Origin of the sequence: Halomonas sp. BDJS001, from assembly GCF_026104355.1 — a bacterium.
Taxonomy (GTDB): Bacteria; Pseudomonadota; Gammaproteobacteria; order Pseudomonadales; family Halomonadaceae; genus Vreelandella.
Window position 1 is genome coordinate 4756390 of record NZ_CP110535.1, and the last position, 24751, is coordinate 4781140.

The 24751-nt window shown below is 55.0% G+C and carries 23 protein-coding genes; 2 read left to right on the forward strand and 21 right to left on the reverse strand.

Going from position 1 to position 24751, the window contains the following annotated elements; all coding sequences use genetic code 11:
- Window positions 1-4: 4 nt before the first annotated feature.
- The 8 genes from OM794_RS22160 to pobA all read right to left on the reverse strand — a co-directional run bounded on the left by OM794_RS22160 (window position 5) and on the right by pobA (window position 8549).
- The gene (locus OM794_RS22160) at window positions 5-1279 is read right to left on the reverse strand and encodes an aromatic ring-hydroxylating oxygenase subunit alpha (RefSeq protein ID WP_226249206.1); all 1275 of its coding nucleotides are present in this window, start codon (window positions 1277-1279) and stop codon (window positions 5-7) included.
- A gap of 36 nt (window positions 1280-1315) precedes the next feature.
- Window positions 1316-1660 (reverse strand): IacB protein, encoded by a 345-nt coding sequence (locus tag OM794_RS22165; RefSeq protein WP_226249205.1) that lies wholly within the window; start codon window positions 1658-1660, stop codon window positions 1316-1318.
- Window positions 1661-1696: 36 nt separating this feature from the next.
- A complete protein-coding gene (locus tag OM794_RS22170) occupies window positions 1697-2842 on the reverse strand; it encodes an acyl-CoA dehydrogenase family protein (RefSeq protein WP_226249204.1) in 1146 nt (381 codons plus the stop codon).
- Window positions 2826-3983: an amidase gene (locus OM794_RS22175; protein WP_226249203.1), complete on the reverse strand. Its 1158-nt coding sequence runs from the start codon at window positions 3981-3983 to the stop codon at window positions 2826-2828. Before OM794_RS22175 ends, OM794_RS22170 begins: the two co-directional genes overlap by 17 nt.
- A gap of 83 nt (window positions 3984-4066) precedes the next feature.
- Window positions 4067-5356, reverse strand: coding sequence for a TRAP transporter large permease (locus tag OM794_RS22180; protein ID WP_226249202.1), 1290 nt, complete (start codon window positions 5354-5356; stop codon window positions 4067-4069).
- Window positions 5353-5829, reverse strand: coding sequence for a TRAP transporter small permease (locus tag OM794_RS22185; RefSeq protein ID WP_226249201.1), 477 nt, complete (start codon window positions 5827-5829; stop codon window positions 5353-5355). Before OM794_RS22185 ends, OM794_RS22180 begins: the two co-directional genes overlap by 4 nt.
- Before the next feature lie 73 nt (window positions 5830-5902).
- Window positions 5903-6943: a TRAP transporter substrate-binding protein gene (locus OM794_RS22190; protein ID WP_226249200.1), complete on the reverse strand. Its 1041-nt coding sequence runs from the start codon at window positions 6941-6943 to the stop codon at window positions 5903-5905.
- 421 nt (window positions 6944-7364) lie between these two features.
- A complete protein-coding gene (gene pobA / locus OM794_RS22195) occupies window positions 7365-8549 on the reverse strand; it encodes a 4-hydroxybenzoate 3-monooxygenase (protein ID WP_226249199.1) in 1185 nt (394 codons plus the stop codon).
- Window positions 8550-8696: 147 nt separating this feature from the next.
- Between pobA and OM794_RS22200 the strand changes: the two genes are divergently transcribed.
- The gene (locus OM794_RS22200) at window positions 8697-9599 is read left to right on the forward strand and encodes a helix-turn-helix domain-containing protein (RefSeq protein WP_226249198.1); all 903 of its coding nucleotides are present in this window, start codon (window positions 8697-8699) and stop codon (window positions 9597-9599) included.
- A 6-nt stretch (window positions 9600-9605) separates the two neighbouring features.
- Here the strand turns inward: OM794_RS22200 and OM794_RS22205 are convergent, their stop codons facing one another.
- From OM794_RS22205 to OM794_RS22255, 11 genes are all read right to left on the reverse strand, one after another.
- Window positions 9606-10895 (reverse strand): TRAP transporter large permease, encoded by a 1290-nt coding sequence (locus tag OM794_RS22205; RefSeq protein ID WP_226249197.1) that lies wholly within the window; start codon window positions 10893-10895, stop codon window positions 9606-9608.
- Complete coding sequence (locus OM794_RS22210) at window positions 10885-11412, reverse strand: TRAP transporter small permease subunit (protein WP_226249196.1); 528 nt, start codon at window positions 11410-11412, stop codon at window positions 10885-10887. Before OM794_RS22210 ends, OM794_RS22205 begins: the two co-directional genes overlap by 11 nt.
- Before the next feature lie 12 nt (window positions 11413-11424).
- Window positions 11425-12450: a TRAP transporter substrate-binding protein gene (locus OM794_RS22215; protein WP_226249195.1), complete on the reverse strand. Its 1026-nt coding sequence runs from the start codon at window positions 12448-12450 to the stop codon at window positions 11425-11427.
- A gap of 347 nt (window positions 12451-12797) precedes the next feature.
- Entirely contained in the window at window positions 12798-13844 is a 1047-nt protein-coding gene (locus OM794_RS22220; protein WP_265154079.1) for a TRAP transporter substrate-binding protein, read from the reverse strand.
- A gap of 55 nt (window positions 13845-13899) precedes the next feature.
- On the reverse strand, window positions 13900-15351 hold the full coding sequence (locus OM794_RS22225; RefSeq protein ID WP_413229653.1) for an aldehyde dehydrogenase: 1452 nt from the start codon (window positions 15349-15351) through the stop codon (window positions 13900-13902).
- A gap of 43 nt (window positions 15352-15394) precedes the next feature.
- Window positions 15395-16225, reverse strand: a complete 831-nt coding sequence (locus tag OM794_RS22230; protein WP_226249193.1) for a p-hydroxycinnamoyl CoA hydratase/lyase — start codon at window positions 16223-16225, stop codon at window positions 15395-15397.
- 55 nt (window positions 16226-16280) lie between these two features.
- Window positions 16281-17348, reverse strand: coding sequence for a TRAP transporter substrate-binding protein (locus OM794_RS22235; protein WP_226249192.1), 1068 nt, complete (start codon window positions 17346-17348; stop codon window positions 16281-16283).
- A gap of 57 nt (window positions 17349-17405) precedes the next feature.
- Window positions 17406-17882 (reverse strand): DUF3237 domain-containing protein, encoded by a 477-nt coding sequence (locus tag OM794_RS22240; protein ID WP_226249191.1) that lies wholly within the window; start codon window positions 17880-17882, stop codon window positions 17406-17408.
- 15 nt (window positions 17883-17897) lie between these two features.
- Window positions 17898-19217 carry a TRAP transporter large permease gene (locus tag OM794_RS22245; protein ID WP_226249190.1) on the reverse strand — a complete coding sequence of 440 codons (1320 nt, stop codon included), beginning with the start codon at window positions 19215-19217 and terminating at the stop codon, window positions 17898-17900.
- Window positions 19217-19876, reverse strand: a complete 660-nt coding sequence (locus OM794_RS22250; RefSeq protein WP_226249189.1) for a TRAP transporter small permease — start codon at window positions 19874-19876, stop codon at window positions 19217-19219. The genes OM794_RS22245 and OM794_RS22250 overlap by 1 nt, the downstream gene beginning before the upstream one ends.
- A gap of 153 nt (window positions 19877-20029) precedes the next feature.
- Entirely contained in the window at window positions 20030-20533 is a 504-nt protein-coding gene (locus OM794_RS22255; protein ID WP_226249188.1) for a MarR family winged helix-turn-helix transcriptional regulator, read from the reverse strand.
- 142 nt (window positions 20534-20675) lie between these two features.
- On the opposite strand from OM794_RS22255, the gene OM794_RS22260 reads away from it, so the two are divergent.
- Complete coding sequence (locus OM794_RS22260; RefSeq protein ID WP_226249187.1) at window positions 20676-22484, forward strand: feruloyl-CoA synthase; 1809 nt, start codon at window positions 20676-20678, stop codon at window positions 22482-22484.
- A gap of 109 nt (window positions 22485-22593) precedes the next feature.
- Here the strand turns inward: OM794_RS22260 and OM794_RS22265 are convergent, their stop codons facing one another.
- Window positions 22594-23787: a DcaP family trimeric outer membrane transporter gene (locus OM794_RS22265; RefSeq protein ID WP_226249186.1), complete on the reverse strand. Its 1194-nt coding sequence runs from the start codon at window positions 23785-23787 to the stop codon at window positions 22594-22596.
- 217 nt (window positions 23788-24004) lie between these two features.
- Window positions 24005-24679, reverse strand: coding sequence for a GntR family transcriptional regulator (locus tag OM794_RS22270; protein WP_265154080.1), 675 nt, complete (start codon window positions 24677-24679; stop codon window positions 24005-24007).
- Between the last annotated feature and the right edge of the window lie 72 nt (window positions 24680-24751).

Sequence of the window (24751 nt, forward strand, 5' to 3'; positions counted from 1 at the left end):
TCATTCACTCCTGCATCATCCGTTTCCACATCGCATAGGCGGCACGCATGCCCGTTTCATCCGATACATGACCGCGTGGCCCTGCCTCGCCCGGCACTTCCTTCTCGATGCCGCGATTGACCAGAATCGGCAGTTCGGCACCGCCATCGACCCCCCGCTGGATTCGCTCCCAGACCTCGGCATCGTCAGGAGAACCAAAGCCCATGGGGCCCTGAAAGTGTTCATGCAAGCGCAGGCGTACGCGATTGGCGATGTCGGGACCTCCCTCCATCCCAATGGCAATGTGGCGAATATCGGTTTTATCGACAGCAACAGGCGTCAACACCCGGAAGAAGGCCATTGAGCACGCCACGTTGGGGAACAGATTGAGGTTGAACCCGGAGCCACCTACCGCGCGCACAATGCGGCGGACTTGATCTTCCGGGTAGCCTTCGTCGCGCAGCGCCTGCGCCAGCTCTTCGAAACGCTCAGGAATCTTGCGCTCGAGATCTTCCTCTAGGTCGACGAGCTCGGGGATCATGACCATGACGGAGTGACCGTTACCCAGGTCTTCAACGAAGCCTTCGCCATCAAGGAAGGTGAACGTCTTTTCAGCTTCCTCATCGAGGGATTGCAGGAAGGATTTATGCACGATCGGAAAGTGATAGGCGTCGGTGGTGTTCTCGAGCTGAACTTTCCAGTTCATTGGCACCGAAAACTGATGTTCGCCAAGGGTTTTTACGGGGTATCCACCACCCTGTTTCATAAACAGATCGATCCACTTCTTGGCAGCCCCCAGGAAGTCTTCCAATGGCTCAACGCTCTCGTTGAAAGTGGCGAATATCATCCCTTGATAGCTTTCAACGCGTAGCTTGAGCATCCCATGCTGTGACTTATCGAAATCATCGCCATACTGTTCGGGATTCGGCAAAGCACGCAGACTGCCATCGAGTCCATAGCCCCAACCGTGATAAGGGCATTGGAAAGATGAGGTCTTGCCCTTGTGAACCTCGCACACCGTCGCTGCCCTGTGGCGGCAGCGATTAACCATTACATGGATATTGTCCTTACGGTCACGTACCACGATGACCGGTTCACGACCTACTTTGGACAGCTTAAAAGACCCCTTATCGGGGATCTCGCTGGTATGCGCGACCCATACCCAGGTGTTACGAAAAATCTTCTCTTGCTCTTGCTCAAATAGCTCTGAGCTGGTGTACATCGGGGTCGCAATCTTATCGTTATGAACCAGTTGATCTGGATCGAGCGCGATGTTTTTGACGTCGATTAATTGATTCATTTTGTTCTCCTCATGCCTAGCCAGCTAATGCTGTCTTTATTCAGGTACCACCAACTCACGGCCGATACGCGATTCGACACGGGCGTATTTCCAGAGCTTATAGGTGCCGTCCCCCACCGGGATGGTGCGGAAGAAGTTGCAGGCGGCTACAACCGTCTCGTAATCAGGGACATCGGCCATGATGTAGGCGGTCCAGGGGGCGGTGGCGGAAGGGCCGACCATGATGCGGTCGTCATCCATGATCCCCAGGATAGTGACGCCGGGGAGTTCATCGATGCCTTGCATCATCTGGCTGAAGGCTTGCCAGACTTGCTTGCCTTCCTCAGCGGTTGCATTCATGAAGTTTTGGTTGATACCGATGCAGAAAAGTACGCGATGCATAATGTCGATCTCCGTTGGTTAAACTACGTAGGGTGGTTATAGGTAACCCGGTAAAGGGTCATGGCCGAAGAAGATCGCGCCGGCGTTCTTCCAGGTGATCTCGCCCATAAAGGCGTGCTGGGTGCACAACTGCGAGTCACGCAGAATGCGCGAGAGAGGGTGGCCGTTTTCGGCCCCAGTCATACCGCTGATCTGATATACGCTGCGAATCGCCTCAGCGCACTCATGGGTCAAATGGGTGGTAGAGAGGCGCAGCAGGTTGACCTGCTCACGGCTTGGTTCGCCCCCGGCCAGAATGCTCGCCCAGGCGGCCTCAGTACTCTCATAGAAGAAGGCCCGGGCGGCGCGAACTTTGGCCTCGGCCTTGCCGAGGGCAATCTGGGCATACTCACGCTCACCCAGGTTGGGGGCGCCAGTGACCGATTTCCGCCCACCGGCCGTGGCGCGGACGACATCCAATGCCTCGCGGGCCAAACCCAGTGTTGTCACTGCCAACACCTGAGCGGCGAAGGAGAGCGATGGGTAGCGAAAGAAGGGGGAATCGACGTTGGGTTTGCCGCCGCGCACGAAGGTCCAGGCTTCTGGAACATAGGCGTCCTCGACAACCAGGTCGTGGCTGCCGGTGGCTACCATGCCCAACATATCCCAGGTCGGGTCGATCTTCACCTGGTCGCGGGGCAGCACTGCCATGCGCGGCAGCGCTCCCTCTTCGGCGGGGAGAATGCCCACACCACATAGCGAAGCCCCCATACAACCACTGGCAAATTTCCACCGTCCTTTGATACGGAAACCGTTATCGACCCGCTCAGCGGGTTGGGGCGGAAAAATCCCGCCAGCGAAGACGATATCAGGAGAATCCCGCCACACTTCCTTTAGGGTCTCCTCGGGTAACGCGGCCAAATAGGCGGGGTTCATGCCAAAACTCGCTACCCAGCCAGAGGAGCCATCCGCCGCCGAGATCGCTTCAACCATTTTCAGGAACTCGGCGGGCGACTTCTCATCCCCACCGTAGGTGGCGGGTACCATGGCGCGATAGACGCCAATGGCCTTGAACTCATCAATGATATCCATGGGAATATGGCGCAACTTCTCGAATTCTTTGCGCCGAGATCGGATTGACGCGAGCAGCGCATCAAAACGCTCCTCGCCTCCCCACTGTGATTTATCAATGTGTCGTTGCATGATTTGCTCCTTTTTTTTGTTCCTCTCCCGCCAACGAAACCCGGCCCATAAGTTGCGAAGCCGCCCGGCAAACGCCTGCGTCATCGCCACGACGTCCGATCAATTGCACGGAGACAGGGAGTGCTTGCTGAGACTCAAGAGGGATCGATAAGGCGGGATGCCCTGAAAGGTTGAAGGGGCGCGCAAGGGACGATATTTTCAGATCCTGATGGCCCGAAAACACATCCTGAACGGTCATGGGAAAATGCGGCAACGTTGGCAGCACCAGGACATCATGCCGCTCTAGCACTGCGTCGACTTCGGCGGTAAAGGCACGACGTACGCGCTCCGCCTCCTTTAGCTCGGCATCGGTCGTCGCGGCAGCGGCTTTCAAACGCTGATCAACATCCGCGCCCACCTTGCCCGTGGCAAGTAACGCCTCGCAAGCACGGAAAGTTTCGCGATTGATAACCACCATGGCAGCTTCAAACGCCTCGGCCATAAGCGGCAAGGTGACATCCCCACGCGCCAGTCCAGACCGGCTTAGCTGGCCTTCGATACTTGCCCAAATGGCCGACTCAGCATTCACGCTGATACACCCCAGAACAGGTGCAGAACCCTTCACTGGCGACTGAAAGGAAGGATCAATCGCACTCATGAAAGCCATTAGTACGTGGAGATCGCGAGCCATGGGACCCACGCAATCGAGGCTACTTTCCGCTGGCATAACCCCTTGGCGACTCAAGCGCCCGAAGGTGGGCTTAAAACCGTAAACACCACAGCAAGCGGCGGGGACGCGAATAGAACCGCCGGTGTCTGTACCAATACCAATATCGGCAAGACCCGCGGCCACCGCGGCGGCCGAACCACTGGAAGAACCGCCAGGGATAAGGGTGGGGTAGCGCGGATTCTCTGGCGTGCCAGCCCAGGCATTGATGCCCGTCATACCAAACGCCAGCTCATGCAGATTGGCCTTCCCTACAATGTGGTATCCCGCTTTGAGGGTTCGCTCGACAATCTCTGCATGAGTCACGGCTGGCGGCGCGTCAGCAAGGGCCGCGGAGCCTGCGCAGGTGGGGAAACCGGCGATATCGATCGTATCTTTGACGACCACTTTGTGCGGCCCCTGCCCCAGGCTTAACCTCGATGTCAATATAGTCACCTCAGCACCTCCCTAGACTTATCACATGAAATTTCAAGCAAATAGGCATAAAATTTATAACTACTCATCTAAACGGGTGAATGCTAAAGGACGAACAGTACGATCTGAGGGAGCACTAACAGCAAGGCAATACACAGCAGATAAGGAGGTATGAAGTACCCCACTCCACGGAATGTCTCACCCATTCGTAACTCTGCATCCAGACTCTTTACAATAAAAGCGTTCACCCCCACCGGCGGGGTAATCGCCCCCATACTGGTAACGATACAGACCACCACACCGAACCAAACGGGGTCGTAACCCAAGGCAAGCGCTACGGGAAAGAAAATCGGGATTGAGATAATCAAAAACCCCATCGCATCCATTAGCGCTCCACCGATCACATAGATCAGCAGAATACAGGCCATTACCATTATGGCTGGCAAGGGCAGTGCCGCCGCCCACTCGCCCACCATGTAAGGCAGTCTTGTGATGGTAAGAAAGCGCCCGAAAATGACCGCTCCAGCAACCAACATCAAGATCATGGCCGATGACTTGAGTGCATTCGCGATGGCCTCATTCAAGACGGTCCAGGTGAGCTTTCCTTGTATCAAGGTGATGATCATTGCACCAATGCAGCCCACCGCAGCAGCTTCTGTTGAGGTGAACCAGCCCGCAAATAGCCCCCCCAATACCAGTGTAAAGAGGGCACCAATTTCGATAACACCTTTCAGCGAACGCCACCTTGTAGACCAGCTCGAACGCACACCTGCGGGGCCCATATCGGGGCGACGGCGACAGAGCAGTCCAATCGTCGCGATGAACAGCACGACCAGAATAAGTCCGGGGACAATACTGGCCAGAAACAGATCGCGAATAGCCAGCTCGGCTTGCAGCGCAATAACAATCAGCACAGAGCTTGGTGGGATGATAACTCCCAGCGTGCCCCCCGCCGCGACACTGCCAGCACTGAGCGCACGGTTATAGCCAAATTTCTTCATTTCGGGGAGCGCAATGGTGCCGACAGTGGCTGCTGTGGCGGTGTTCGAACCGCTAACCGCTGCAAAACCTGCGCTGCTAAGGATCGTCGTTGTGGCCATGGAGCCGCGGAAATGGCCTATCCAGGCATAGGCAGCTGCAAATATCTTTTCCGTTATCCCAGAGCGAAACAGTAATTCCCCCATAAAAATGAATAGGGGTATGACACTAAGAGAGTAACCCGATAGCTGTTCCCAGATGCCTGAGCTAATCACGTTATACGCGGCAATAGGGCTCGTCATGTAAAGCATGCCAAAAAAACCCACCATGAACATGGCGAAGCTAATCGGCATTTTTAACAAAATAAGAAGAAACAAACAGAGTACGCCTAACAAAGCTACCAGCGTCATACTCATTGTGTTACCACCTTTTTTAGACTACTCAAAAAGTCTGCTAAAAGAACCAAGCAAAAAGCAGAAAACCCTAGTGCCACTAGATAAACAATGGGATAAAAAGCAATACGCAGTGTTTGCGATAAAGAGCCTCTTTGCATAGCGCTAAAGCCATACTCCCAGAGTTTCCACGCCACCATGGAGAAGAATAAAAAACTTGCGCCTGAGACCAAGACGTAGAGAACGCTTTGCAGACGGGAGGGCAAATGTTCGACCAGCAAGTCCAGCTCGATATGGGCTTTGGTAAGCTGGGAGTAAGCGAGCGATAGTGCAACTACCACCGCAGTTAGCCAACCAACCAGTTCGGTGGTGCCACCAAATGAAGAGCTAACTTGGCGCATTACGATATTACCGACCACCAGAAACACCATCATCAGCAATGCCGAACCGGCTACATAGAGTAAGAGACGGCTAATTACCCAATTAAATTTATTCATGGTAACTACCTAGATCTATCAACATGGCGCTTACTGGGCGCAAAGATATGCGCCCAGACAAAGAGCGTAGGCACTATTGGTTTTGTTCGATCAGCTCAATAAACCGATCGCGCAACTCAAAGGCAGGAAGCCCTTGAGCAGCCACCTCTTCCAGCCGTTGCTCATTGATGGGCTCCAGCAAGGTAGACCAGCGCTCAGCCTCCTCCTCGGACAAGGTGAGCTGCTCAAGGTCATGGTTCTCGGCAGCCCACGTCAAGGATTCCTGGATGTGTTCATCTAGGTACTTACCTGCATAGGAGGCCATTTCGGCACCCAATGCATCGATCTCCTGCTGAACGTTTTCAGGTAAAGCGTCCCACCGCTGCTGATTCATCACCGCAACGAAGACAACGTTGGTCAAAGGATAGTCAGTGATATAGCTCACATTGCGGGCATACTGCAGATCCATCAGCGTCTCACGGGAACCTACATAGCCATTAACGATACCCGCCTGAAGGGCCTCCCCCGTTTCCGATTGGGTGAGACCCACAGGCACGCCACCAAGGGCTTGAACAACGGCCGTACTGTCACCTGGCACCCTGATCTCTTGGCCCTCAAGATCCTCCAGCGACGTCACTGATTCTTGCGTATGTAGGTAGCCTGGCTCGGAGGTGAATGCCGTAATGACTTTGAAATCTTCCAAGCCCAGCGTCTCCGCAGGAAACTCTTTGATCAGTTCGTACACTGCCTGGCTGGCAGTCTGCGAATTCACGTCGATACCCGTTAGATTTCCGGCCAAATTGAGTAACGGAAAACGTCCCGGCTCGTATGAAGTAGCAGAAAGGCCGATATCGGCAACACCGTTTAAGACGCCATCGAACATGTTGGCAGCCGTCAGCAACGTTCCGCCTGGGAAGGTGTTGACGTTTACCTGGCCATCGGTTCTTTCGTTAAGCTCTTTCGCCCAGTGCTCCATCTGCACGGCGGGAAAGGTTTGAGAAGGCGCAAAGAAGGCATAGCTGAGGTTGATATTATCCGCTAACGCACTGGTGCTGAGTAACACCCCAGCGCATACGCCGCTCAAGCGTGTCAGTCGGCGAGAAGTTTCGAGCCACAGCTTTTTTTGGCTGGTCATTGGTCATTAGCCCTATTTGTTTTTGTGTTGAATGTCAGGTAAGCCTAGCAGAAAACATTCAACATCACATGAAAAGTAAAGTAAATACCCAGACGTAAGTCTATTTTTTATTTAGCAAAAAACTCGCCGTCTAAAATTAAAGCAACTATTATCAATGATATAGATATATTTATTAATAATAACTAGTCGGCTAGACAAATAGTCGAATGTCTTGGTCAGTATCACAGCGCACCAATACTGTGCACACTGGCGCGGATCTGCTCGCTTTTAATTCGCCACGCTCAAGCGGAAGCCTCCACCGCCATTACTCACTTAGACCACGGAAATAGCCCACGAAAACGCTGTTTAAACTGAGCGGGAAGGCGCAAAAAAGCCCAAGCGTCAGCCTGGGCAAGGAGGATAAATGGACAAAGGGTAGACGCTATTCCAACGGCTCGTAGGGCAGCCCCACATAGTTTTCCGCAATGGTGGTCAACCCCGCTTTAGAACTGGTCACATAGTCCAGCTCGGCCAACTGCATACGGCTGTTGAAATCCTCCTGGTCAGAGAAGTTGTGCAGCATGGAGGTCATCCACCAGGAGAAGCGCTCCGCCTTCCAGATGCGTTTCAGGCAGGTTTGCGAGTAGCGCTCGATCAAATCCGTGCGGCCTTCCTGGTAGACCTTCACCATTAGCCGATAGAGCGTATTGACGTCGCTGGCGGCCAGGTTAAGCCCTTTAGCCCCGGTGGGCGGTACAATATGCGCCGCATCGCCGACCAGGAACAGCCGCCCGTACTGCATGGGTTCGACCACATAGCTGCGCAGCGGTGCGATGCTCTTCTCGATGGAAGGCCCGGTGACAAGCTTGGCGGCCACCTCGTCAGGTAGGCGGCGCTTGAGCTCTTCCCAAAAACGCTCGTCCGACCAATCTTCTACCTTTTCATCCAAGGGTACTTGAAGGTAGTAACGGCTGCGGGTGGCGGAACGCATGCTGCACAGACTAAAGCCACGCTTATGGCTCGCATAGATCAATTCATCCGAGACCGGCGGGGTATCCGATAGCAAGCCCAACCAGCCAAACGGGTAAACCTTTTCGAACTCTTTTATGCGCTCTTGAGGGATCGCCTGACGGGAGACGCCATGGTAACCATCGCACCCGGCGATGTAGTCGCACTCAAGCCTGACCGTTTCACCGTTGTGCTCAAAGGTTAGATAGGGGTGGTCACTATCCAGGTCGTGGGGCTGAACGTTTTCCGCCTCGTAGAGCGTTGTCGCGCCAGCGGCGGCGCGGGCCTCCATCAGATCCCGCGTGACCTCGGTTTGGCCGTATACCATCACTCTGCTGCCGCCGGTCAGTTCATCCAGCGCAACCCGCACGCGGCGGTTATCAAAAACAAGCTCAAAACCGTCATGGGGTAAGCCCTCCTCATCCATCCTCTGGTCAACACCCGCTTCGCGCAATAAGTTCACCATGCCCTGTTCAAGGACACCGGCGCGGATACGGCTCAATACATATTCACCGCTGCGCCGCTCAACAATCACATTATCAATGCCTTGGCGATGGAGTAGCTGCCCCAGCAGTAGGCCAGAAGGGCCAGCGCCAATAATCGCGACCTGTGTCTTCATAGGGGATGTCTCATCGTTGTCATTATCAAATAATTTATGACTTGTATTTTTCAATGAAACACGCCGCATAATAAGGCATGATCTAGATCAATTATTGGACATTTAGCGTGTTATTACTCAACCTTAGTCGAATAGGAGATGTAGGTGATGCCAGCCTCGTCGGCAACGTCCGTTCCGGTATTTAAGCTGTATGGCGAGACGCAGCATTGGCCCACGCCAGACTTGCTCCACTGCGAATCCATTCCTGAGCGCAGCCAGTTACATGACTGGCGTATACGCCCGCATCGCCACGCCGACCTGGTGCATATTCTATTTGTTTCTCACGGTAGCGTTGAGTTGGAACTGGAGGGAACAAGCCATCAGCTTCAGAGTCCCAGCGCTATCGTTGTGCCCGCGATGGCTATTCACGGCTTTCTCTTTTCACCGGATGTGGAAGGACACATTATCACCCTGGCCAAACCGCTGGCCGACCACTTACATGCACTAATGGGTGAAAACAGTACGCTAAAAAAAGCTGACTTCTATCCGCTGCTCCAGCCAAACCAGACCGACAGAATTGCCACGCTGGTGGCTCAGATCGACCAGGAGTACCGCCAGCCCGCCCCTGGGCGCAACAGCCTACTCGAAGCACTTACCCAAGCCTTGGTAGTCGAGCTATCGCGTCTTTGTGCTTATGCAGGCCGCACGGCAAAACGCTATAGCCCCCGCCAAAGCGACAAAGGACGACAGCATTTAGAGCACTATCAAGCGCTGATCGAAGCCCACTATCGCGAGCAGCCAAGTATTGAGCAGTTAGCCGAGCAGATCGGGGTGAGTAGCGCGCACCTGAACCTGCTCTGCCGCCAACTCGCCGGTCGCAGCGCCCTGCAGTTGCTACACGAACGCCTGCTACTGGAAGCCAAGCGTCAGCTCACCTATACCAATATGACCATTGGTCAGGTCTCCGACAGCTTAGGCTTCTCTGAACCGGCCTATTTCACGCGCTTTTTTAAGCGTAATACTACGTTTTCACCGCGGGAGTTTCGGCTGCGTCAATCGCAAGGGCGTTAACACTCCTTAGAGCAAAAAGAAGGTCGAGAGCACCGGAAAGAGGATTAAGAGTGCCAAGCGGAGCAAGTCAGACACTACAAAGGGTGTCACGCCCTTGAAGATCTCCCCTAGCCCGACATGCGGCGCCATCGCTTTAATCACGAACACATTCATCCCCACCGGCGGGGTCATGAGTCCCAACTCAACGGTCAGTACGGTCAAAATACCGAACCATACCGGGTCGATGCCCATTGCCTGAATAATCGGGTAAACCACCGGCACGGTGATCACCAGCATGGCGATGGAGTCCATAAACATGCCAAGCACAAAGTAGAGTGCCAGGATGCACAGCACCACAACGATGGGCGTGAGATCCATGCCGTAGAGCAGGTCAGTGATGGAGAACGAAATGCGCGACACTGAGATGAAGTAACCCAGCGTTTCAGCCCCTACCAGCATAAAGAACACCACCGCGGAGAGCGCCAATGTCTCTTGTACGCTGTGCCATAGCTGGGTACCGCGCATGCCTTTTGCCAAGGCGTAGAGCAGCGTGGCGAACGCACCGACACTGGCCCCTTCCGTCGGTGTAAAGGCACCAAAATAGATACCTAAAATCATCACCAGGAAAACGCCAAAGAAGGGCACTAAGCCGGTCAGCGAGAGCAGCTTCTCTTTCCAAGCAGTGGGTTCACCCGCCACGGCTAGGGAGGGACGCAGGTACATGACTACCGTAATGGTCAGTGAATACATCACCAGCCCCAGCAGGCCAGGGATCAAGCCCGCCATAAACATATCGCCCACGGACTGTTCGGTAAGGATGGCGTAAATCAGCAGCGCGATACTGGGCGGAATCATAATGCCCAGCGTGCCGCCAGCGGCAAGCGCACCGGTGGCTAAGCCACGGTTATAGCCATAGCGCTCCATCTCCGGCAGCGCCACCCGGGTCATGGTACTCGCCGTCGCCAGCGATGAACCGGAAATTGCGGAAAAGATGCCGCAAGAGCCCACCGCCGCAATCGCCAGGCCGCCCTTCCAGCCTCCGCAAATGACGCGGGTTGAATCAAACAGCTTACCGGCCATCCCCGAGTGGGCAGCCAGTACGCCCATTAAAATAAACATAGGCACGGCGCTGAAGCTGTAGTTAGAGAGCACCTCGACCGGGACAGTTTTTAACTGTGCAACGGCTGCGTCCCAGCTTATGACCTGGGCGAACCCCACCACCCCGACAATCAGCATGGTCAAGGCAACCGGTACGCGCAGAATCATCAGCACCAATAAAAGCCCCAGCCCCATGGCACCAATCGCTTCACTCCCCATGAGCTGCCTCCTCACCCGCCGCATAAATCATGCCTAGCAAGGCGTGAATAAAGCTGCGTATCCCCAATAGTAAACTGAGCACCGCTGCCAATTGGTAAATCGGCCCCATGGGCAGTCGCAGGTCTTGAGTTATTTCCCCGTGCCGCGTAGCAGCGGCAGCAGAATCCAGTAACCCCACAAACAGGATCAGCCCCAGCACCATAAAACCGAGCAAAAAGACGCCTTGCACGCGATTTTTGATGGCTTGTGGTAAGCGATGTGAGAACGCTTCCACCACCACTTGGCTTTTTTCGACATTTGCCGCCATCGCCGCCAATAGCGCGAACAGCATCAAGTAGCTAACCACCTCCACGCTCCCCGATACGCGCAGCGCAATCGCGCCCTCCGTCAACCGGGAAAGGTAGCGTGTGCTGACATCAGCAATGGTAACCGCCAGCAGGCCAATCAAAGCGACCCCAGCCACCAAGCGACAAACAAGGGCCAGCCAATGGCTGGCCCGGTAAAGAGTAGACTGCATGACACATTACCCCTATTGGGTGCTGCAAGACTCACTGGCTGCCAACGCCGCCTGATAGACGTCGCGCGCCTGATCCAAACCGCGCTCTTCCAACTGCGTTAGGTAGTTTTCAATACCGGTTTCGAGCGGTTTTTGCCAATCCGGATGCGCTAGCGGATTTTCAATTTCGCGAATGGTATGGCCAGCATCAGTCGCTTCCTGTTTACCTTCTACATCTAGGCGGTCAAACACTGCACCGGCGTTTTCAGCCCATTTCATACCTGAGTTATTATCGATTACCGCCTGCTGCTCTGGGGTCAGGCTGTCATAGCTGCGCTGATTCATGGTGGCCACAAAGATCAACGTGTAGAACGGTACTTCGGTGTGGTAGTTGACGAGTTCGTTAATACGGAAGCCTTTTAAGCCTTCCCAGGGAAAACTCAGGCCATCAATAACGCCGCGCTGCATGGAGGTATAAATATCAGGCGCAGGCATGCCCACCGGGCTTGCCCCCATGTTTTCCAGCATTTCACCCGCCACCGCCGTAGGGCGGCGAATGCGCAGCCCTTGGAGATCAGCGGGCGTTTGTACGTCGGTGTCGATGGTGTGGATGCCACCTGGGCCCGTGGTAAACATAAATAGCGGGCGAGTATCTTCGTATTCGCTATCCAAATGGCCGTCGTCGTAGAGCGTCTGTAGCACACACGCCCCTTGTGTCGCGGTGCTGGCTACACCCGGTAGCTCAACAATTTGCGACAGCGGGAAACGGCCAGCCGTATAGCCCTGGGCAGTGGCACCAATATCGGCAATACCATTGGCCGCGGCTTCATAGATGGAGTCTGGTTTGGCTAAGGTACCTGCGGGAAACATTTGAATGGTTAGATCGCCATTGGACTCTTCGGCAATGGTATCGGCCCATGCCTGCAAAACATCCTGATTAACGCCTGAAGGGCCAGGCCAAAAGTGAGCCATACGCAGGGTGGTCTCTGCCTGGGCAGAGCTAATGGCCAGGCCAGCAATCGCCGCTGCCAACACACACCGGGATAAGGAAATTTTCATGGGAGCCTCCAGGACTTTTCTTGGACTATTGTAAGTTCGCATAGCGAATACTAGTTCGCTTTAAGCAACCACATTAGTCCACTATCAGGCGTAAGGCTAATCGACATTCGTCTATGTTTAAGCGCCACAGCGAGCCTTTATACCCGCACGATCACAGGTAACCACTGTTCCAGCCTGCTACCCCGCCCCAAAAGCAAAATAGCATCAAAAAATTGGACTTTTCCAATATCGCTTCACGACTATAGTCGAATTGCCGAATAACCACGCGATTAGCCATCTCCCGATACAAAAATAAAAAGCCGCCTTCACTAGTACGAAGACGGCTTACTGATAAGAGCAAATACTGGCTACATTGTCTGCTCGGTATACTTCTCTACCAATCGGGTCGCCTCATCATAGAGCAGTTGACCATCAAAGCCTCGGCTCCCCATGTCGTCAATCCACTGGGCCGTGGCCGTCTCAGCCGCTGCCTGCCAGGGCGCCAGTGAGTCTTGAGCGATGTAGAACATTTCACCTTCACCACTCGCTTCAATGGCTTCAATCGCCTTCTCTTCCGCCTGATCCATGACCTGGCCGATACGCTGCGCTTCTTGAAGCCCGGCATTATCGTCAATCACCTGTTTCAGTTCCGGCGACAGTGCATCATAGCTAGCTTGGTTTAAGCCCAGCACCATCATCGCGGTGTATAATCCCTGCTCACCCTCGAAAAAGGTGTGGTTTTGGGCGATATCCAGCACCCCCAATGCCGCCGCACTTTCGAAGGGCAGCGTCAGCCCATCGATCACCCCACGGGAAATCGCTTCTGGAATTTGTGGCATCGGCATACCCACTGCTTGAGCGCCGAGCAGCCCCAGGTAGCGATTCATGGTCTTTGAGGGCGCGCGCATGGCTAACCCTCTCAAGCCCTCGGCACTCTCTATCGACGCACCTCTGGTATGAATTTTGCCCGGCGTGTGCGCGAATACGGCGATGGGGTAAACACCCTCGAAGGCGTCTTGCATATGCGTTGTTGCAAACTCATGGGCCGCCATGCTGGTGGCTTCGCCCGTAGTGGGCAGGAAGGGTTGATCGAATGCTTCAGACTCGGGGAAGCGATTCGGCGTATAGCTGAGTAGCGTCCAGGCAATATCGACTACCCCGTCCTTGGCCTGGTCGTAGAGCGATGGCGCCGCCCCTCCCAGTTGCATGGCTGGGAAGATTTCCACCTTGATAGCCCCTTCAGACTGCTCTTCGATCCGCTTGGCCCAGGGTTCCAGATACTCGGTCTGCACGGGCGTGGCCGGGGCAGCAAAATGGTGCAAACGCAGGGTCACCGTGTCCTGGGCGTAGCCACTACTGCTGAGGAGCATGCCAGTTAACAACGTGAGGCTGGCGAGTGTGGGTTTTATTGTCATTGTAGTAACCTCCTTACTTATAGCCTTATTAAAAGAAATAGCGTCAGGCGCTTATCTAAATGGGGTAATGGCGCGGGCCAAGCTGCAGGGTCATCCAGCGCAGATCGGTGAACTCCTCAATCCCGGCCTTACCGCCAAAGCGTCCGTAGCCGCTCGACTTAACGCCGCCAAAGGGCATCTGGGGCTCGTCGTGCACGGTGGGTGCGTTGATGTGGCAAATACCCGACTCAATGCGCTGCGCAAACTGCATCGCCCTGGCGGTGTCGCGGCTGAAGACGGCGGCCGAAAGGCCATATTCGCTATCGTTTGCCACGCGCAGGGCTTCCTCTTCATCCTTGACGCGCATCATCGCGACTACCGGCCCAAACGACTCTTCGCCATACAGACGCATCGCCTTGGAAACCCCATCCACCACGGTAGGCTGCATAATGACGCCTTCGGCCCTGCCACCGCAGGCCAGGCGAGCGCCATGCTGTTGGGCGTCATCCAGCAGGGCATTGAGCTTCTCGCCTGATTCGCGATTGATCAGCGTACCCAGCGCGTTTCCTTCACCTCGAGGGTCGCCCGCGCGCAGCGTTTGCGCCTTGCAGGCCAGCTTTTCGACGAAGGCGTCGGCGACCGCATCCACCACGATCAGCCGCTCGGTAGACATACAGATCTGGCCCTGATTGAAGAAAGCGCCAAAGGCAGCGGCCTCTACGGCAGCGTCCAAGTCGGCATCTTCAAGCACCACGAACGGCGCTTTACCGCCCAGCTCCAGCAAGACCGGCTTAAGATGACGCGCGGCTTTTTCGGCAATAATGCGCCCCACCTGGGTAGAGCCGGTGAAGTTGATACGCCGTACGGCTTGATGCTCGATCAGTGCCTCGACGACCTCGGCAGCCTGAGGGGGCGCATTGGTCACTACGTTAACGATGCCATCACCCAAACCAGCCTCGATCAGCACCTCCCCAATCAGGTGGTGGGTCGCGGGGCACTGTTCCGAGGCCTTAAGAATCACCGTGTTGCCGCACGCCAGCGGTGTGGCGATGGCCCGGGTACCCAGAATAATCGGCGCGTTCCAGGGAGCGATCCCCACCACCACGCCGCAGGGAACCCGCACGCCCATCGCCAGGTTATCAGGCACGTTGGAAGGGATGACCTCGCCATTCACTTGCGTGGTCAGCGACGCCGCCTCGCGCAGAATGCTGGCGGCGACCATGACGTTAAAGCCCGCCCAGCCTGGCGTAGCGCCGGTTTCGTCCACCATGCGTTCGATAAAATCGGCCTGGCGCGCTTCCATGGCTTCTGCCGCCTTGAGCAGCTTGGCGCGCTTTTCACCGGGGCCCGTCGCAGACCAGGCGGGGAATGCCTGTGCAGCCGCTTCAACCGCCCGAACCGCATCGCCAGCGGATGCCGCCGCAGCCTGAGTGACAACATCGCCGGTGAGAGGGTTGGTTCGAGTAAAGGTCGCGCCTTGGTGAGCAGCACACTGCTCACTACCAATTAAAAGCTGAAGATCCATGATCTGACTCTCCTCAAAAGGGTGGTCGAGTATTGGTATAAAGCCCTTACCGCTGGTAGCTCTCCAGCCCCGGCTTGATGCTCTTGTCATCGAGGAACTGTTTAAGCCCTTGGGCGCGACCCTGCTCCGGGTCAAGCTGCTGTGCCTGATCGAGCTTGGCGTAGAGGTACTCTTCGTTCTGCTCCCAGGTCAGTTCGCGGCACATTTTGAAGCCGATCTTGGCGGCACGCAGCACAACGGGGTTCTTATCACGCAGCGTAGCGGCTAACTCGCGGGTGGTTTCGCGTAGCTCGGTCAGCGGTACACTTTTATTAACCAGCCCCATTTTGGCTGCCTGGAGGCCGGTAAATGTTTCCCCGGTCATGATGTAGTAGAGCGCTTCCCGGTGGCCCACGGTATCGGCCATGGCTTTACTCACCAGGTTACCGGGAGGGATACCCCAGTTGATTTCAGAGAGACCAAAAACCGACTCATCAGCGGCAATCGCCAAGTCACAGGCCACCAGTGGCGAGAAAGCCCCGCCAAAGCACCAACCATTGACCATCGCGATGGTGGGCTTGGCGTAGTGGCGCAGCAGCTTCCACTGCCAGGTAGAGGCATCGCGGCGCACCTTGACTTGCACGATCTCGGGGCTGGCATCGATTTCGCGGAAGTACTCTTTGAGATCCATACCGGCGGAAAAGGATTCACCCTCGCCGGTCAGCACCAGCACATGGGCCTCTTGATCCAGTTCGATCGTCTCCAGCACATCGATCATTTCACGGTTAAGCGTTGGGCTCATGGCGTTGCGCTTTTCAGGCCGATTCAACGTCACCCAGGCAATACCCTCTTCAACGTTAACTTTTACGGTTTGCCAGCGATCTTGGTAGTTACTCATCTCTTGCTCCTTGGGTTTTATCAAACGGCTTATTCAAACGTTAATGTTTAAGCATCTACTCAGCGGTGAACTGGTCGATTAACTGTCGGGCGTCGTTATATAGCGCTTCACCATCGAGCCCTTTCTCTTCGGCATCGGCGATCCACTCATCAGCCACTTCCTGTCCCACTGCTTGCCAACGGGCAGTCTCTTCACTATCTAGCTGGGTAATCGTGCCGGGCTGTTCGCCATCCTGAATGGCCTGGATCTGCACCTGGTCAGCGTCATCCATGATCTGGCCTATTTTGCGGGCCTCTTGGATGCCGGAGTGAGCGTCGATAATCGCTTGTAGATCGGCGGGCAGCGCGTCGTATTTACGCTGGTTCATGGCGACGATCATCATCGTGGTATAGAGCGCATGATCACCGCTGAATACCGTATGTTCGGTGGTAATATCCGCTAACCCCATGGCGGTAATCGCTTCAAAAGGGATTACTGTTCCATCCAGTACTCCCCGTGATAGCGCCTCCAGTGCCTGGGCCACGGGCATACCAATAGGCTCAGCACCCAACTTGGCTAGATAGCGATTCACCAACCGGCTAGGGCCGCGCATCTTGAGCCCCTCTATATCGTCGAGTGATTCAATACGTGTCTCTTTGGTGTGCAGCGCGCCAGGGCTATGGGTATGGACAGCGATGGGGTAGACACCAGCTAGCTCATCCTGCATGTACGTCATTGCATACTCATGGGCGGCCTGGCTTGTTGCCGCACCGGTGGTGGGTATAAACGGCAAGTCGAAGACCTCTGCCCTAGGGAAGCGACCAGCGTTGTAGCCCAGCACCGTCCAGATAATGTCCACCTGGCCATCTTTCGCCTGGTCATAGAGCGACGGGGGCGTGCCGCCCAGCTGCATTGAGGGGTAGAGCTCCACCTCTAAACGCCCGTTGGACTCCTCCTCAATGGCCTCTTTCCAGGGAATAAAATACTCCTGGTGAACGGGCGCTGAAGAGGGGAAGAAATGATGCAGCCTAAGCGTATACTCGGCCTCCTGGGCGCTTGCCTGCCCAGCACTCCACACAAGTGGTAAAGCGATAGCGAATGCGAGTAAACGCCGGTTGAGTCTTGAAGCAGTCTGCTGGGGCATAAAAAATACCTCGTTGTGTTTGTTGTGGTTATTGTCTAAGCGGCTGAGTCAAAAGGCTTAATTCACCGCGAATAAATCAATCAAAACGTTCTCACGGGTACGCTCGGCAGCGCCGATAAAGATCGTGCGTGTTAGCCAGGCGTAGTCCGGGCTGGAGGTATAAAAGCGCGGCGTGGTGTGAAAGTAATACTCATTAGGCGCAACGGGCTCCCCGTGCTGAAGACGCTGCATGACCTCAGCCGAACCATGCCGAAATCCGGTGTTCTCCACTTCGATGCGCTCGCCACTATCGGTTTCAAGAAAGTAGCGGGCATGCAGTTCGGCCACCCCATCGGTACGCAGGGTCTGCCAATCGCCACCGCCAGGCAGTACCACGCCGTTCAACCGCTCACCACACACCTGGCCGCCGGTGATGGCAATGAAGCGACGCTTGCCTTGAGCGTTTTCACCCAGCTCCAGCGGGGCATCGACGTCAACCGTTAAGCGCGCGATAAAAGTGGCTGTCGGCATTCGTTGAGTCGCGTCATGGGACATATCCAACTCCCTTGGTCAATTGATTAAGTAGACGAAGCCAAGCGAGATGGCGGGGAAGAGCACCAGCAAAATAATGCGAATAAGATCGGCCGCTAAAAAAGGCAGGATGCCTTTAAAGGTCTCCGTTAAGGGAATACGCGGGGCCATGGAGTGGATAATGAAGATGTTCAGCCCCACCGGCGGCGTGATCATGCCGACTTCAACGACCACCAGCGCTAAAATACCGAACCATATCGCCACATCGGTGGCGGGCATGCCGAAGTCCATCCCGGTGACGATGGGCAGAAAGATAGGCACGGTAAGCAGGATCATCGAGAGGCTGTCCATAAAGCAGCCGAGCACCAAATAGCAAAACAGAATGCCCGCCAGCACGACCCAGGGACTGATCTCCAGCCCCACAATCCAACCAGCGGTAAGCTGGGGTAACTGAGTAAGCGCAAGGAAGCTATTAAAAACACTGGCGCCCAGTACGATGAAGAAGATCATCGCCGAGGTCACCGCGGTTTCAAGGACGCACTCCCGCAGGCCGTTCCAACGCAGCCCGCCTCGCGTTATTGCCAAGGCACCGGTAGAGACCGCACCGACGGCAGCAGCTTCGGTAGGCGTAAAGATGCCGGTATAGATGCCCCCAATCACCACGATAAAGATCGCCGCTCCTGGCCATACATCCAGCAGCGAACGCCAGCGCTCGCCGCGGGATGCTTTTGCCTTGCTCGGTGCACTGTCAGGAAAAAAGCGCACGTAAAGCGAGATGGCCAGCATATAACTGAACACCGCTAACAAGCCCGGCACCAGGGCAGCGGCAAACATTTCGTTAATGTTCTGTTCGGCCAGGATGGCGTAGATGACCAACACCACCGAGGGGGGAATCAAAATACCCAGGGTGCCGCCAGCGGCCAAGGCACCGGTTGCCAGGCTGCCGCGGTAGCCTTGGCGCTCCATTTCAGGTAGCGCCACTTGGGTCATGGTGGCGGCGGTCGCCAGCGACGAGCCGCAAATGGCCCCAAAAGCACCACAGGCGCCAATCGTCGACATCGCCAGCCCACCGCGACGGTGGCCCAGCCAGTCGTTGGCCGCCTGGAACATGGCCCGGGAGAGCCCGGCTCTCGCCGCGAACTGCCCCATCAGCAGGAACAGTGGGATGATGGATAGCGTATGGCTGGAAAAGTGTTCATAAGGCAGTGACTTTAAGCCATTTAAAATGCCCATCGGGCCGGTGATCAGCATCATCCCTACGGCACCCACCACCAGCATGGCCAGGCCGATAGGAATACGCGCCGCCATCATAAATAGCAGCACCACAAAGCCACTGGCGCCCAACGTGAGAGTTGTCATCACAGATCTCCTTGGGCCGAGCTTTCTGGAGCCGAACCGTCTTGAGCCGAGCTGCTTTGAGTCGCGCTATTTTGATTCGAACTATTTTGTTTAAAACCTGACTGTGGCGGGTCGTAAGTAAACGCATCGCAGGTGCGATAGAGACACACCAGCGTCAATAGCGCGAACCCCACCAGACCGCCGACATACCCCCACCAGAGCGGTATATCCAGCAGCATGCTGGTTTCCATATAGCGACGTTTATCGAGCAAGCCGTGATAGAGGCGCCAGGTCATTAACCCTGCGACTACCAAAAACAGCGTTTCGGCGACAACGGCGAGCAGGCGTTGAACCAAGGCCGGCGCGTGCATGACCAGTAGATCCACCGTGACATGCCCGCCGCGAAGATGGCAGTAAGGTAAAAACAGAAAAACGGCAATGGCAGTGCCCATTTCCACCAGCTCATAATCACCAGTGATGGGGCCCACCCACGCCAGCAGGGTAATATCGCTTAACACTGGTGCACTGGCTACCCACCGGCCAAGAATGCTAACGACGGTGATGAGAGCGAGTGCTGTGATCATTAATCCGCCGCTTATCGCGGCAACCCTACAGGGTATCTCAAGGCTACGGCGCATCAATGCAGTGCCGATTGTCGGTACCGTCGCTAAGCTGCTCATCGTTTCGTCTCTTGTTTTTGGAGTTCGCTGTATGGCTGAAACCTACCTTGCGCTATACACCGCGAGACCGTCACAACCAAACTAGTTACTTAATATAAGTAATTGTCTTTGAGAGAGCATGCAAGCGCTGCCGACAAAAATACGCCTAAAGTTTTATTCCTCGCTGGTTTCCGGTGCGTATATTTTCACTAGCAGAGACAGCAGCTGACGCCGTTCAATATCACTAAGTGATTGAGTTGCATTGATATCACTTTGCTCAGCCAGCTCTTTTAGCTGCTCGGTCAAGGCTTCGCCTTTTTTGCTAAGAAAAATCCCGTGGGAGCGCCGGTCTCGCTTACAGCGTACCCGCAGAGCCAGCCCTCTCTCCTCTAGATTATTAATTAAGCTAACAATTCTAGGCGGATCGATGTCCAGCACCTTGGCTAAAGTGGTCTGGGTGATACCGGGATACCCTTCAATCACCACGAGCGAAGAGAACTGGGCAGGGCGTATTTCATACTCCTGCATGGCCTCATTAAAATGTTTAAAAACAGCCAGCTGCGCTCTTCTTAAGGCGTAACCAAGGCGATTTTCAAGCACCAGACCGGCGACAGAAGTCGGCTCTTGTTCGTCAGGCTCAACTTGCTGAATAGACGTGCTCTTTTTAGATATGGCCATGCGTTAATTCCTGTCTCATTTAAATAATTACAACTATGGTCTTAAACCAGCATCCTAGCCAATCATCTAGTTAACAACTATAACTATATTCGCCAAGATGACAGCACACAACAAAACCAAAATTTTCGCTATGGAGCAATTCATGTCCCTCCCCCCTCCGCTGACTGACACCTTACAAGAGTTCCGACTACACGGCGGCGATGTCCCCTCTTACCCACACAGCATGACCCAGCGCCTTGCCCATTGGGCAAACAAAACACCCATGAATATCTTTTTGGCCGAGCGCGAAAAGGGCCAGCACAGGTGGCGGACGCTCACCTTTGGTGAAGCAATGCCACAAGTGATCCGCCTGGCACAAGCACTGATTCATCATGGTCTGTCGACGGAGCGCCCGCTGATGGTACTGTCGGGAAATAGCATCGAACATGCTCTGCTTGCCTGTGCCGCCATGCATGTGGGCATTCCCTACGTGCCGGTGTCCCCCTCTTACGCACTGCTATCAGAAGATTTCGTTAAGCTTCGGCATGTGGTGAAACTGGTGACCCCAGGAATGCTATTTGTCGATGAGGAGGCGCGCTTTAATCGGGCGTTGGCGGCCGTTTGCGATAATGACGTCACCTGTGTGGCCAAGGTGCCAACTCTGCGAGCCCTGACATTTGATTCCCTCGCCGCGACGCCAACGACTGTCGCGGTGGAGAGTGCCCACGCCCGCGTAACGACTGACACTATCGCCAAACTACTGTTTACCTCAGGGTCGACGGGCATGCCCAAAGCGGTGATCAATACCCACCGTATGCTGTGTAGCAATCAAGCCATGCTAGCGAAACGGCTGAGCTTTCTAGAGCAGCACACCCCGGTGTTAGTCGACTGGCTACCCTGGCACCACACCTTCGGCGGCAATACGATTTTGGGGATGGCGATCCACAACGGGGGCGCTTTATATATTGATGATGGCAACCCCACCGCCCAGGGGGTTCAGCGAACCATCGAGAACCTGCGCGAGGTATCGCCCACGTTTTACTGCAATGTCCCCAAGGGGTTCGAGGCGCTGGTCGAGCATTTGCGCAACGATGACTCCCTGCGCGAGGCCTTTTTCCGCGACCTGGAAATGCTGCACTTCGGGGGCGCCGTGCTACCCGCCCATGTGCGCACCGCCCTGGAAGCGTTAGGCAAGCAGACGCGCGGAGCCGCCGTTCCCATGTTGACGGGGCTGGGCTCCACCGAAGCATGCCTGGCTTTTTGCACCGAAGAGCCCAGCGACACACCGGGCTTGATCGGAAAGCCCGTGCCAGGCATGACGCTGAAGCTAGTGGCGACAGACGATAAGTGGGAGGCGCGCCTTAAGGGCCTCAACATCACACCAGGTTACTGGCGCGACACACAGCGAACCAGTGAGGCGTTTGACCACGAAGGCTACTACTGCACCGGGGATGCCATGCGCCTAATTGACCCCGACCACCCCGAACGGGGGCTAATCTTTGATGGCCGACTAAGCGAGAACTTCAAACTGGTGACCGGCACCTGGGTCAATGTGGGCACCCTGCGCCTACACCTTGTGGAACACTTCTCCCCGCTGGTACAGGACATCGTGGTGGTCGGCGAAGGGCGCGACTACCTGACGGGCATCGTCGTGTTGAACCTTCCCGCCTGTGAGCAGCAACTGGGCAAAGTGGGCACTCCCGTTGATGCTCTGGCCACAGACGCCAGCCTGCATCAGTGGTTCGCCCAGCGCCTGGCAGCCCACTGCCGCGGCCAGTCAAGCTCCATGCGTTTAGAGCGCCTGCTACTGCTCAACCAACCGCTCTCCGTTGACCGTGGCGAATTGACCGACAAGGGCTCGGTCAACCAGCGGCTAGTGCGCGAGCGCTACTCGGATCTCGTGGCGCGCCTATACGCTGAGTCACCCAAGGATCCACGCATTATCTTACCCTCTGCGAACCCAGCGCCTTAACTGCGGTACTTTTAGGCAGCCATACGAGGCCCAAAAAAGGCTGGCAAAGTGCCAGCCTAAAACGTGATCGAAACAGCACTAAAGCACTTTCACTGCAACGCGTAGAGCGCTAGAACTGGAAGGTGGCACTCGCCTGGAGGCGACTCGCATCGTTGGAGACCCCATTCACCTGCTCGATATCAGCGTACTGGTACTCAAGACCGACTGACATGCGCTCGGTAACATCCCAAATCACATTGGCAAACCCATAGTCGAGGGTTTCGAAATGATTGCCATAGGCGGCGGGTAGGTCTTGCTCAAGCCGCGAAACGCCCACAGAGCTGAACCAACTATCCGTCCAGTAGTGATTAAGTGAGAGACCAAACGCCTGGGTTTCAATCGCTTCAAGGCTATTACCCTGCACATAGACATCAGGTGCGTTGCGGTGCCCGACATTGCCAGGGTTGCCCATATAGTTACCGATACCCTCACCGTAGGTGGCACTGCCTTTCAAGCTGGTTGAGGTATTAAAGGGCAAATTGAACTGCGCCTGCACCCCATAACCGGTGACTTCATCATCAATGGTATTGGTGATGTTATTAGTCGAAAGTTGACGCGCTATCCCCGAGAGCGCAAATAAACGCTTATATTCATAACGCAGTGTCAAATCGGGAAGCTGACTCTCCCCATCAGCCACTGAAGCATCACTGCGGGCAATGACCGTGGTGGGGTTTTCCAAGGCAACAGAGAAGCTCCCCTCCCCAACAGGCTGCGTATAGCGCAACTGAGCCTGCCGCTCAAAGGCGTAGCCCTTAGGATCCCCTAGTGCCAGGGTACGTGTTCCGCCCACGAAGCTCATAAAATTTGACCACGTTTGCCCGGCGAGAAACCCGTTCAGCTCGCCATACGCATGGCGCAACCCAAACTTACCATCGGGCACAAAATGCCCTTCGAAGTAAGTGGTTAAACGCCCATAGTCAGTGGCGGTGTGGGTGCGGAAATTCAGGCGGGACTCATAGGCCGTAAAGCTGGTTCGACCATCGGTTCGGTTGCCTGGGTTCATCACGGCGTAAGGATCCGTTGATGTACCTAGGTCGTAGTCGAAATCGTAAAACGCATCGAGCTTAACGTACCCGCCAAAGGCGATATCGGTTTTGGTGCCTGGAATATTAAACGTTGATCGGTGATTCCAGGGTGGGCCTACACGGCTTGGCTCACCGGTCACGACAGGCTGTCCGGCTTCTACCACATCAAACGCATGGGCCTGGGCAGCAAGCGCACAGGGAGCGAGAAGGGCGCACGCAACAAAGTGGTTAATTTTCATTGTTTGTCTCTGCTTTTGGTCGTAATGGTTAAGTTGTAATTGTTCTTAATGCGAACGCTGATCCGCATTACGTACCAAAGCTGCGAAAAAAACCTCCATCTGTCAATTAAAATGGAGGTAATTCATTCCAATATCAACATAAGACATTGAATTAAAATAACTTAAAACCATTAATACTTTGGTTTAATTATATATTGTAACTAAATAATTCACCTTTCTATTCAGAATCAGCCAGTAGCTCAGGGTAACGCAACCCAATCAGCGCATGTTCACGCATCAGCATTTCTGCCCTCGCCCCCTCACCCTGCTTAAGTGACTGAAATATAAGCTCATGATGAAACTGCGCTAATTGCAACTTTTTAAACTCTCGCTCTAAGTCATCGCTATCAATGATGATTGAGTCGGCGGCAGCGAAAGGCAGGTGATTATTTCTTGCAATGGCATCCGCCACGACACCGCTGCCGATAGAATGAATAATAATGCCGTGAAAATGCGCATTAAGCTCACTCCATTGATTGATATCGGACTCTACAAGGTAGCCTTTGGCGATTAGCTTTTTTCCTTTTGATCCAAAATTCAATTCCTTCTCGACGCCAGGCGGCAGCCCCTGCTCCGCCAGGTGCCGAGCGGCCAGCCCCTCCAACACCCCGCGCACCTCAACCGCGCAGTGCACATCCGCCTGTGTAAACTCCCGCACCATAAACCCGCGCTTGCCCGCCTGCTGCAGCAACCCCTCCTGCTCCAAAGTGCGAAAAGCCAGCCTTACCGGCGTTCTCGAAACTCCCAGCTGCTCCGCAACCGCGACTTCACCAAGGCGCTCCCCTGGAGCGTATGCCCCCTCACTAATCAGTTTTCGCAGCCGACTGACGACACTTTTATCGTTGTTACTCATTTAATTTTACTCTCATATCAACACTGATTTGCTCTTCATTGGCGAACTCTACGAAAGTATAGGTTGACGGCA